At 70.2% G+C, this 11,209-nt stretch carries 9 protein-coding genes; 4 read left to right on the top strand and 5 right to left on the bottom strand.

Annotation, left to right across the window (positions count from 1 at the left end):
- Positions 1 to 310, bottom strand: a 310-nt coding sequence (locus C1I98_RS27160; protein ID WP_111170255.1) for a hypothetical protein, incomplete at its 3' end; no start/stop codon positions are given.
- A gap of 140 nt (positions 311 to 450) precedes the next feature.
- Here C1I98_RS27160 and C1I98_RS27155 point away from each other — a divergent pair.
- Positions 451 to 945 carry a beta-class carbonic anhydrase gene (locus C1I98_RS27155; RefSeq protein ID WP_111170254.1) on the top strand — a complete coding sequence of 165 codons (495 nt, stop codon included), beginning with the start codon at positions 451 to 453 and terminating at the stop codon, positions 943 to 945.
- Positions 946 to 996: 51 nt separating this feature from the next.
- On the opposite strand, the gene C1I98_RS27150 is transcribed toward C1I98_RS27155, so the two are convergent.
- The gene (locus tag C1I98_RS27150; protein ID WP_199537251.1) at positions 997 to 3,069 is read right to left on the bottom strand and encodes a DNA gyrase/topoisomerase IV subunit B; all 2,073 of its coding nucleotides are present in this window, start codon (positions 3,067 to 3,069) and stop codon (positions 997 to 999) included.
- 243 nt (positions 3,070 to 3,312) lie between these two features.
- Here C1I98_RS27150 and C1I98_RS44385 point away from each other — a divergent pair, with 243 nt between their 5' ends.
- Complete coding sequence (locus C1I98_RS44385; protein ID WP_111170252.1) at positions 3,313 to 3,543, top strand: DUF7455 domain-containing protein; 231 nt, start codon at positions 3,313 to 3,315, stop codon at positions 3,541 to 3,543.
- A 524-nt stretch (positions 3,544 to 4,067) separates the two neighbouring features.
- Here C1I98_RS44385 and C1I98_RS27140 read toward each other — a convergent pair.
- From C1I98_RS27140 to C1I98_RS27130, 3 genes are all read right to left on the bottom strand, one after another.
- Complete coding sequence (locus C1I98_RS27140; RefSeq protein WP_199537250.1) at positions 4,068 to 5,813, bottom strand: RNA polymerase sigma factor; 1,746 nt, start codon at positions 5,811 to 5,813, stop codon at positions 4,068 to 4,070.
- Between the two features lie 237 nt (positions 5,814 to 6,050).
- Positions 6,051 to 8,150 (bottom strand): SpoIIE family protein phosphatase, encoded by a 2,100-nt coding sequence (locus C1I98_RS27135; protein ID WP_111170257.1) that lies wholly within the window; start codon positions 8,148 to 8,150, stop codon positions 6,051 to 6,053.
- Between the two features lie 304 nt (positions 8,151 to 8,454).
- Positions 8,455 to 9,036, bottom strand: coding sequence for an HhH-GPD-type base excision DNA repair protein (locus C1I98_RS27130; RefSeq protein ID WP_111170250.1), 582 nt, complete (start codon positions 9,034 to 9,036; stop codon positions 8,455 to 8,457).
- A gap of 148 nt (positions 9,037 to 9,184) precedes the next feature.
- Between C1I98_RS27130 and C1I98_RS27125 the strand changes: the two genes are divergently transcribed.
- Together C1I98_RS27125 and C1I98_RS27120 are read left to right on the top strand one after the other, a co-directional pair.
- Complete coding sequence (locus C1I98_RS27125) at positions 9,185 to 9,400, top strand: hypothetical protein (RefSeq protein WP_111170256.1); 216 nt, start codon at positions 9,185 to 9,187, stop codon at positions 9,398 to 9,400.
- Positions 9,401 to 9,674: 274 nt separating this feature from the next.
- Entirely contained in the window at positions 9,675 to 11,192 is a 1,518-nt protein-coding gene (locus tag C1I98_RS27120) for a hypothetical protein (RefSeq protein WP_233508226.1), read from the top strand.
- Positions 11,193 to 11,209: the final 17 nt, after the last annotated feature.

The raw sequence follows: 11,209 nt of genomic DNA, 5'->3' as shown, positions 1-11,209 counted from the left end.
AGGCGGAGGAGCGGCGGGGGGCGGCGGCGATGGTGAGCAGGAGACGCCAGGGCTCGCCCTCCCAGGAGCGGATCAGGGTGACGGTCTCGTCGTCGGGGGTGAAGGCGTGGCCGCCGTCGGCGAAGCAGCCGGCCTGGACCAGACCGGTCATCAGCGGGTCGTCGTCGCCCAGGGCCGCGGCGTAGGCCGCCGCGTCCAGCAGTGCCAGCGCGCACCGGGCGTTGCGCTCGTCGTCGCGCAGCTCGACCCGGTCGAGCCGCCACCGGGCCTGGCCGCGCAGGTAGGCGGCCACGGTTTGGCTCTTGCTCATGCCCTCTCCACGGTAGTCGGACCCTAAGTTAGGGTAGCGTCACTCTTCGTGGCGGTGACTTTCGCAATCTTCACTCGAGCATGCCCCGCTCATGGCCACCCGGCAGCGCCCTTATCGGGACATGCTGAATCATTGTCACCATGACCGCGTTCGATGATGTGCTTGCCGGTAATCGCAAATTCACCCGCAAATTCGCTTATTCCGGCCTGACAGGGCGGGCCGCCCGCGGCCTGGCCGTGGTGACCTGCATGGACTCCCGGATCGACCCACTCGGACTGCTCGGCCTGAAGGCCGGAGACGCCAAGATCCTGCGCAATGCGGGCGCCCGGGTGACCGACGACGTCCAGCGAACACTCGTGCTCGCGGTCTACCTGCTCGGCGTACGCCGGGTGCTGGTCATGCCGCACACCGACTGCGGCATGACGAAGGTCAACGACGACGACGTACACCGGATGGCGGCCGAGCACGGCGTGGACACCCGCAGCCTGGAGTTTCACACCGTGCCCGACCAGAGCGAGGCGCTGCGGCACGACCTCGTGCGGGTGCGCACCAGCCCGTTCCTGCCCTCGGACCTGCCGGTCGGCGGCGCCATCTACGACGTGCACACCGGCAGGCTGATGCCCGTCGAACTCTGACCATCTCTGACCATGCCGAAACCGCCCGCCGAGCGGTGGCCGGCGGGCGGGTCAGGCGTCGATGTGGTCGCGGTCGACCTCGGCCGCGTTGCCCACGATGAACTCCCGGCGCGGCGCCACGTCGCTGCCCATCAGCAGGTTGAAGATCTCCTCCGCGGCCTGGACGTCCTCGATGCGGACCCGGCGCAGGGTGCGGTGCCGGGGCTCCATAGTGGTCTCGGCGAGCTGGTCGGCGTCCATCTCGCCGAGACCCTTGTACCGTTGCACCGGGTCCTTCCAGCGCTTGCCGCGCCGCTCCAGGTCGCGCAGCACCTTGTGCAGCTCCGCGTCGGAGTAGCAGTAGATGTACTTTTCCTGGTTGCGGCCAGGGTTGCTGATCTCGATGCGGTGCAGCGGCGGCACCGCGGCGAACACCCGGCCTTCCTCCACCATGGGCCGCATGTAGCGGTGGAAGAGGGTCAGCAGCAGGCAGCGGATGTGCGCGCCGTCCACGTCGGCGTCGGCCATCAGGATGACCTTGCCGTACCGGGCCGCCGAGATGTCGAAGGTGCGGCCCGAACCCGCGCCGATGACCTGGATGATCGCCGCGCACTCGGTGTTCTTCAGCATGTCGGCGACGGACGCCTTCTGCACGTTGAGGATCTTGCCCCGGATCGGCAGCAGCGCCTGGAACTCCGAGTCGCGGGCGGCGCGGGCCGTGCCGAGCGCGGAGTCGCCCTCCACGATGAACAGCTCGGTGCGGTCGATGTCGTCGCTGCGGCAGTCGACCAGCTTGGCGGGCAGCGCCGAGTTCTCCAGGGCGCTCTTGCGGCGCTGGTTGTCGCGGTGCTCGCGGGCGGCGATGCGCGCCTTGGCGGCGGCCACCACCTTTTCCAGAACGGCCCGCAGTTGCTGCTTCTGGCCGCGCTTGGGGGTGGCGAGGATCTCCTTCAGCTCCCGCGAGACGACGTGGGAGACGATCCGCGTGGCGGCCGAGGTGCCGAGCACCTCCTTGGTCTGCCCCTCGAACTGCGGCTCGGGCACCCGGACGGTCACCACGGCGGTGAGCCCCTCCAGGATGTCCTCCTTCAGGACGGGGTCGTCGCCGTTCTTCAGCAGGCGGGTCTCGCGCAACTGCTCGTTCACCGTGCGGTGCAGGGCGCGCTCGAACCCGGTCAGGTGGGTGCCGCCCTTGGGGGTGGCGATCACGTTGACGAACGAGCGCACGGTGGTGTCGTAGCCCTTGCCCCAGCGCAGCGCCACATCGACGGTCAGCTCCCGCTCGACCTGGGTCGGCGTCATGTGGCCCTGGTCGTCGAGCACCGGCACGGTCTCGTGGAAGTGGCCCACGCCCTGTAGGCGCAGCACGTCGCACACGGCCTCGTCGCGCGCCAGGAACTCGGTGAACTCCGAGATGCCGCCGTCGAAGCGGAACTCCTCCTCGACCGGCTCCTCGCCGCGGTCATCGCGCAGGGCCAGGGTGAGCCCGGGGACCAGGAACGCGGTCTGGCGCAGCCGCACATGGATCTCGTCCAACGACAGCTCGGCGTCGGGCAGGAAGATCTGCTTGTCGGCCCACCAGCGCACCCGGGTGCCGGTGCCCTTGTGGCCGAGCCGCCTGTCGTCGCGCAGCCCGGACTTCTTCTTGAACTTGGCGGTGGGGCCCTCGCCGTCGAAGACGCCGGGCACGCCACGCCGGAAGCTGATCTCGTAGATCCGCCCGTCGCGGTCGACCTCGACGTCGAGCCGCGAGGACAGCGCGTTGACCACGGACGCGCCGACGCCGTGCAGGCCGCCGGAAGCGCCGTAGGAGCCGCCGCCGAACTTGCCGCCCGCGTGCAGCTTGGTGTAGACGAGCTCGACGCCCGCCAGGCCGCTCTTGGGCTCGATGTCGACCGGGATGCCGCGGCCGTTGTCGCGGACCTCGATCGAACCGTCGCGGTGGAGCTCGACCTCGATGCGGGTGCAGAAGCCGGCGAGGGCTTCATCGACCGAGTTGTCGACGATCTCCCAGAGGCAGTGCATGAGGCCACGGGTGTCGGTGGACCCGATGTACATCCCCGGCCGCTTACGGACCGCCTCAAGCCCTTCCAGCACGGACAGATGACGGGCCGTGTAGGTCGTCTCCAGACGTACGGCGGTCACACCGACTCCCACTCTGCATCGAACATGTGTGCGTAGCTTACCGTTCTTCCCGATCGTGCGCGTACAAGCTTGCCATTAGGAGAGGATTGGCGTTACCTGGAGAGTGATCCCCGTCACTTTCTGACACATTCCGCTCTGGGCGTAGCGGAGGGGTGATTGGGAACGTCCAGGTCCGGTTAGATGTTGTCCCAAGTGACTGACGCCAGATCCCCGTCCCGGCGGGGATGACCCGAAAGGCGATACGTGACTGGAGCTCTCGCCCCCACCAAGCCGCTGACGGCCCTCGATCGCTGTGACCGATGCGGCGCCCAGGCCTACATTCGCGCGACCCTGCCCGTGGGTGGGGAGCTGCTGTTCTGCGCCCATCATGGGCGTCAGCACGTAGCGGCATTGCGCGATAAGGGCGCCGACATCCAGGACGAGTCCGCGCGGCTGAGCGAAACCCCTTCGATCGCACGCGACGAGGAAAGATAAAGGTCAACGGATCCGGTGGCGACACCGGGCCGGCATCGGCAATCCGGCGCGCTCGCCCAGCGCCCGGGCCACGGTGCCGGGTTCCGTGAACACGACATATGCCCGGTGGCTCACACGCGCGTTCCCGCAGGTGCCCGGCGTGCGCTCTCACATGAGCCCGTCGTGCCGGTGCGTCGGGTAACAGCGCCTTTGTACCAGCGCCGTTCCCTGTGGCCGTAAGAGAGCCACCCCGGCGGCACATCGCATGGGCAGCCGTGAGCGTGGCGAGGCGCTGCGCGTCGGCCATGCTCAGATCGTCCCTTCTGCGGTGGTCCGGCCTGGGCCACCGGCTGAACTACCCGCACCGGGAACGCCCTGGCGACCACGGAGTGCCCCCGCGGTGAACCGGCCATGAGATCAGTGGGAGTCTACGACGGTTGCCCGCATCCCGTGTACGGCCGGCCTTCCCGAGGCCGGCCGGCCCTCCGAAAGCACCGGTCACCAGACGCCTGCCGGTGCCTGGTGACCCGCACTACGGCGCGACCTCAGTCGAGGTAGTCGCGAAGAACCTGGGAGCGGGACGGGTGGCGGAGCTTGGACATCGTCTTGCTCTCGATCTGGCGGATCCGCTCTCGGGTCACGCCGTAGACCTTGCCGATCTCGTCCAGCGTCTTCGGCTGTCCGTCGGTCAGCCCGAAGCGCATCGAGACCACCCCGGCCTCCCGCTCGGACAGCGTGTCCAGCACCGAGTGGAGCTGCTCCTGGAGCAGGGTGAAGCTGACCGCGTCGGCCGGGACGATGGCCTCGGAGTCCTCGATCAGGTCGCCGAACTCGCTGTCGCCCTCCTCACCGAGCGGCGTGTGCAGGGAGATCGGCTCACGGCCGTACTTCTGCACCTCGATGACCTTTTCGGGGGTCATGTCCAGCTCGCGGGCCAGCTCCTCCGGGGTCGGCTCGCGGCCGAGGTCCTGGAGCATCTGGCGCTGCACCCGGGCCAGCTTGTTGATGACCTCGACCATGTGGACCGGGATGCGGATGGTGCGGGCCTGGTCGGCCATCGCGCGTGTGATCGCCTGGCGAATCCACCAGGTGGCGTAGGTGGAGAACTTGTAGCCCTTGGTGTAGTCGAACTTCTCCACCGCGCGGATCAGGCCCAGGTTGCCCTCCTGGATCAGGTCCAGAAACAGCATCCCCCGCCCCGTATAGCGCTTGGCGAGCGACACCACCAGCCGCAGGTTGGCCTCCAGCAGGTGGTTCTTGGCGCGGCGGCCGTCTTCGGCGATCCATTCGAGTTCGGCGCGGACGTCGACGGGGAGGTTGTCGCCGTCGGCGCCGAGCTGCTCTTCGGCGAACAGGCCGGCCTCGATCCGCTTGGCCAGCTCGACCTCCTGCTCGGCGTTGAGCAGCGGGACCTTGCCGATCTGCTTCAAGTAGTCCTTCACCGGGTCGGCGGTGGCGCCGGCCACGGCGACCTGGGCCACGGGCGCGTCATCGTCGTCGTCGGAGAGGATCAGGACCTCGTCCTCGCCCTGCGTGACGACGACCGCCTTGGGCTCACCGACCGGGTCGCTCACGACCGACTCCGGCTCGGCGTCGGGTTCGGTGTCGTCGTCGGTCGTGTCGACCTCGTCGCCGGCCTCCACCTCGTCGCTCTCGACGTCGTCGAGCTCGAAGTCCTCAAGGTCGACATCGACGTCGAGATCCAGATCGACGTCACCTTCGTCATCGACGTCGGCGGGCTTGGCGTCGGCCGGCGCGGCGGCCTTGGCGGGAGCGCCGGGCTCGGGCCGCGCCTTCTTGGCCGCGGCGGCCGCCGGAGCGGCGGGCTTGGGCGCGGGCTTCGCCGGGGCTGCCTTCTTGGCGGGCGCCCGCTTGGCGGCCTCGGCGCGCACGGCCTTGTCGGCGGGCGCCTCCGGCTTGGGCTTCCTCGCGATGACCGGCTCAGGCTCGCTGACGACCGCGGTCACGGTCTCGGGCTGCGGCTCTTTGGCGGCGGCCGAGGCGGGCTTGGACTTCTTGACGGGGGCGGCCGTGCGGCGTTTGCCGGAACCGCGAGATCGCTTGGGCGCGGCGGCCGAGTCGGCGGCGGTCACCACCACGGTCACGCCTTCTTTGCTCAGGCTCCGCAGGAACCCGGCGGCGTGCGACATGGGGATGTCAGCCTCCTCGAAGGCCTTGCGGACATCCTCGGACTCAAGGAAACCCTGCGAGCGCCCACGCTCGAGCAGTCGCTGAATGACGGGCTCGTTCAGCTCCGATGGCTTTGAGCGAGTCGAACTTGCAGGCGACACGAACACCTCTCGAACGAACGCGTGGCGACAATGGACCCAAGTTGCCCGCTAGGGGCAGATGCCTTCTTGTTGTGCTGGCCGTACGGACCGCGACGGACCTGCCCAGCATTGTGACACGACCCCGCACTCCATACGGCCGCCTCCCGGCGGTTGCCCTCCACCCTAGGCCGACCGGGAGAGTAGTGCGTACGGAAGCCGCGCACTGATATCCGAAAGCAACCGTTATGACTGTTTCATTCAGTCACTCTTCGTGGCATCGGGCACGTGGATCGCCAGGACGGTAACGTCATCATCCTGCTCGTACCCCGCCAGCATACGATCTACCAGGAAGTCAAGCAGCAAATGCGGGCTTCCGACTACTTCCGGCGGGGCCTCCTGCACAACCGAACAAAGCTCCGCGAGTCCGGCATCGAGACCGCGCTTGCGGTTCTCCACCAGGCCGTCGGAGTAGAGCACCGCCGTGTGCCCCGGCGGCACACAGAACCTGAACTGCTTGCGACTGGCCGCCCAGCCGAGCGGAGTGCCGGGTTCGGCGTCGCACAGCACCGGCACACCCTGCGGCGAGACGAGCACCGGCGGCGGGTGACCGGCCAGCGCCAGGGTGCCCTCCCCGGTGCCGGGCTCGACGACCATGTAGGCCAGGGTGGTGACCTGCTCTTCGTCCTCGGTCGCCTCGAAGACCCGGTCCAGGCCGGTCAGCACGGCCGCGGGCGGTGGGTTGGTCAGCGCCAGGGCGCGCATCGCGTTGCGGATGCGGCCCATCCCGGCCGCGGCCGTGACGCCCTTGCCCATCACGTCGCCCACCACCGCCGCGACCCGGCTGTCCTGCAGGACGAACGCGTCGTACCAGTCACCGCCGACCTGCACATGGCGACTGCCCGAGCGGAACCGCTGGGCCAGCATCAGCCCCGGGACCACCGGCAGGCGGTCGGGCAGCAGGCTGCGCTGCAACGTCTCGGCGGTGCGGTGCTCGCGCTCGAACAGCGTGGCCCGCTCCACCGCGAGCGCGCACTGGCCGGCCAGCGCCTCCAGGAAGACGCCGTCCTCCTGGGAGATCTTCTGGGGGCGGGTGAAGGAGAAGCGCAGCGCGCCGAGCGCCCGCCCGGCGGCCAGCAGCGGCAGGCCCACCCAGGCGCGCTCCTCGTCGTGGCCGGTGAACCTGGAGATGGTCTCGTCATCGGCGCCCGCGTCTCTGAGCTGGGTGGCCAGGCTCTCCGGCGACTCGGCGAAGACCGGCCTTCGGCTGTTGACCGCCATCGTCATGACGCTGGTCTGGCTGAGCGGGATCTCATCGCCGGGGAAGCCGGGCACGTCGGGCACGCCGGTGCCGTTGATCAGCTTCAGCACCGGGCGCTCGGAGTCGAGCAGCGCGACCGCCGACTTGTCGGCCGCCACCGCCGTACGGCCGACGTCGATGATGACCTGGACGACCTGCTCCACGGTCAGCGCCTCGGCCAGTATGGCCGTCGCGCCCTGGAGCCGCGCGGTGCGCAGCGCGGCGGCGCCGAGCTGGTCGGTCAGCCTGCCGCGCATCTCCTCGGCCTCGCGCTGCGGCGTGACGTCGGTGTTGGCGCCGACCCACTCCACCACGCGGCCGTGCCGGATGATCGGCACCGCCCTGACCTCGAAGTGCCGGTAGCCGCTGGCCCTGGTGCGGACCCGGTAGTTCCATTCGAACATGGTCCGGCCGCGCAGCGCCTCCCGCCACGCCTCCTCGGTGTGCTGGCGGTCGTCGGGGTGGACGACGTCGAGCCAGCCGTGGGCGAGGTACTCCTCCAGCCCCTGGCCGGTGATGGCCCGCCAGCGCGGCGCGTCCTCGACCACCGCGCCGGACGGCGAGGTGATCCACACGAGCTGTGACTGGGCCTCCACGAGCGAGCGGTAGCGCTCCTCGCTGCGCCGGAGGTCTTCCTCGACCTGCCGGCTTTCGGTGATGTCGGCTCCGATCAGGGCGACCGTGCGCAGCAGGCCCTTCTCATCGCGCAGCGGCGAGAACGACAGCGACCAGTGCCTGGTCTCGCCGTCGGGCGTGCGGACGCGCACCCGCTGGTCACCGTCGTGGATGCCGCGGTCCTCCTCCACGACCGTGCGGAAGGCGCCCTCGATCAGCGCGGTCAGGTCGGCGGCCAGCGTCTCGCTGGGCAGCCTGCCCACCAGGCCGTCGATGGCGACCCCGACGACGTCGGCGAAGACGTCGTTGACCCGCAGGAAGCGCCCTTTGGTGTCGAAGAAGGCCAGCGCGAAGGGAGTCTGGCCCATCAAGCCGTTCAGCAGTGCGGAATCCGTGACATCCACATCCGACTCCCGGGGACGGGGCACGGAGGTCTCGGCACTCATGGTCGGCACCTCCGTAGCGTGCCAGGGTCTCCCACGAGGCACATCTCCAAACTCGAGAATCGGTCTTGCGCAGCTCCGGGGGGACCGGATACTGCAGTACATCATCTGCGATGCACATGCGCGTACGGAAGCCCCGGCCGCTATGCGGTCAACGCATCCTGCCAAATCCGCCGCGCGCCGCGCAGCAGGATCAAGCTACTCGGCCCGCCCGGCGCTCCGCTTGCCCGCCCCGCCACCAGGCCATGTGCGGGTCGGTCCGCAGTTCAGCCACGGTTCAGCCGTCTTCAGTGCGCTTCAGTGCGCTTCAGCCCGGCTCGGCCGCCCGCTTGGCCGCCTGCTTCGCGGCCTGTTTGGCGGCGCGGACCCTGGCCAGGGACTCGTCGTCCACCACGTCGGCGACCGAGCGGTGCGAGCCCTGCTCGCCGTACGGCCCGGCGGCCTCCCGCCAGCCCTCGGGCGTGACCCCGAGCTGCTTGCCGAGCAGGGCCAGGAAGATCTGCGCCTTCTGCTTGCCGAACCCCGGCAGGTCGTTCAGCCGGCGCAGCAGCTCCTTGCCGTCGGGCACATCGCGCCACAGCGCCGCGGCGTCGCCGTCGTAGTGCTCGACGAGATAGGCGGCGAGCTGTTGGACGCGCTTGGCCATCGAGGAGGGGTAGCGGTGGACGGCCGGCTTGCGCGCCAGCAGCGCCGCGAACTCCTCGGGATCCCGGTCGGCGATCTCGTCCGGCGACAGCTCCCCGCCCAGCCGCTCGGCGATCGTGAAGGGCCCGGTGAACGCCCACTCCATCGCGACCTGCTGATCGAGGAGCATCCCCGTGAGCAGGGCGAACGGGTTGCGGCCGAGGAGCTCGTCGGCGTCGGCCCGCTGGGCGATCTGTATGCGCATGAAACCAGCTTCGCATGTCGGCCGGCGAGGGGTTGACACCGGCGAAAGAAGATATGGAATGGGAGCGCCGGTCCCACGACGCGAAGAATGCGACCTTGTGATGCGCGATCTCGCCGCACGACCAACCGTCGGCGCCGCTGTCGGCACCGTGAGCACCGCCGTCCCGCCGGACCCCGTGATCGAACGTTTGATCGCGGAGTTCGGTGGCGTGCCCGTGGCATCCGTGGCGCGCCGCGTCGCCGACGTGCGGACGTGCGCCCGGCACCTCGGCATCCCGGCCACCCCCGAGATCGTCGAACGGGTGGCCAGGGAACACCTGCTCGCCCTCGTCAACTCCGCGCCACCGCCGCGCATTCGCCGGTAACATAGGGGATCACCGGGCCGTGCCCACCGCACCGCACCGCCCGGTGACGCGAGAAGGTTGGGCCATCAGCGGCGCCGGGTGCGCGGCGCCCGCGACGGCCCGCCCAGTACGGCAGCCCAGGGCTCGCCCGGCCGACACAGGAGGGGTGCGTGATCGAGCGAGCCATCGCCCACGACGGCATCGGGCTCGGGCGGCCGCGCCAGGAGGTTGCGTGATCCGTAAGCACCGTCGAGCCCCCCAGGAGACCCCGCCCCCGGACGACGTGTTCGCGGAGATGCTGCAGGCCGCACGAGAGCTGCTGGCCGTGCGCAGTCCGCTCGACGCGGAGCTGATGGTCTCCGACATGATCGGCGCGTGGTGGGGCAGGCGCCTGCCCGGCGGCGACGTGGAGCAGGTGCTCGGCGAGGGGCTGGTCGACTACGCGGCCAAGGCGGGCACGCCCGCCGGGCTCACGCTGCTGATCGCGATGGCCTACCTCGGCACCGCCAGGCAGGCGGCCAAGGCCGAGGGCGCGGCGCTGGCGCTGATCGAGTCGGGGGTGGCCCGGCCGGGCTGGGCCGACCGGGTCGGCGCGGTCAAGCCCACCGGCTGCTACGTCTCCCGCGACGCCTACGGCGACCAGGACACCGTGGTGTGCACGTTCGGCTACCGCGGCCTGACCGGCACGGCCGGGGAGGAGCGCCACGCGCTGGTGCTGGTGGTCGACTACAACATGCGCGGCATGGCCCGCGACGCCTGGGTCTCCTCCCAGGTGGACACCCTCCTGGACAAGGCGCGGGCCGAGGCCGACGGCAATCCCATGCTGCGTTTCGAGGAGCTGCCCGCCCAGCAGGCCAGGGCGCTGCTGGAGTCGGCGATGAAGGCCACCAGAGACGCCTTCGACCGGCACGGCCCGCCGCCGGTCAGCGACAGCTACGCCACCTACCACGCCTTCGCCCGCTCGCGCATCAAGGCGCTGCCGCCCGGCCGCAAGCGTCCCGCGCCGCTGCACACCGAGGCGCCCTACAACCGCGAGCGGCGGGCCATGCTGGCCGCGGAGTTCCTGGCCTCCGACGCGGCCGAGCACCTGTCCGACCCGTCGGCGGCCTCGCGCTGCGCCGACCACATCATCGACTACGGCTGCGAACAGGACTTCGGCCGCCCGCTGCGGGTCAGCCCCACCAAGTGCGAGACGTTCCTGCTCGACTGGCTGCCCCGCAAGATCATGCTCAGCCCGGCGGAGCAGGAGGCGGTCCCGTACGTGCTGTCGGCGTGGGCGCGCTTCGCGGCCGGCCGTACGGCGTTGCCCGAGCCCGGCCTGCGCGCCACGCTCGACGCGATCTGGGAGGCCACCAACCGCTTCGCCGAGACCTACCGCGATCCCGCCTCGCTCGGCCTGGACCGCGAGCTGGTGGAGCGGCTGCTGCCGGACGGCGACCTGTCGGCGCTGGCCCGGCGGGTGTTCGCGTTCCCCTACCTCCAGGGCGCGCACGGCGACATACTGCTCGACCGGCTCAACCCCGCGGTCGAGGCCGACCGGCGGATCCTGCTGGAGATCGACCACCTGCACGACCGCAACCGCCCCGACTACCAGGAGCACCTGGCCTGGCACGAGGAGATCGCCAGGCGGCTGTGGAACGGCGACCCGCCACAGCTCTGGGAGGCGGCGCAGCGGCTGCTCGACCTCGGGCACGACCGGCACGATGTGCTGCACGTGCTGATCGAGATCGCCGAGCGGATCGGCGATGACCCCGACGAGCTGGCCGCCGCCTTCGACGACATCGCGGACATCCCCGACTCGCCTCCGGTCTGATCCGGGCGGGCGGGTCT

The organism is Spongiactinospora gelatinilytica (assembly GCF_003236385.1).
GTDB lineage: Bacteria > Actinomycetota > Actinomycetes > Streptosporangiales > Streptosporangiaceae > Spongiactinospora > Spongiactinospora gelatinilytica.
Note: the sequence above shows the minus strand (reverse complement) of the source record. Positions and strands in the feature narration are given on the sequence as shown.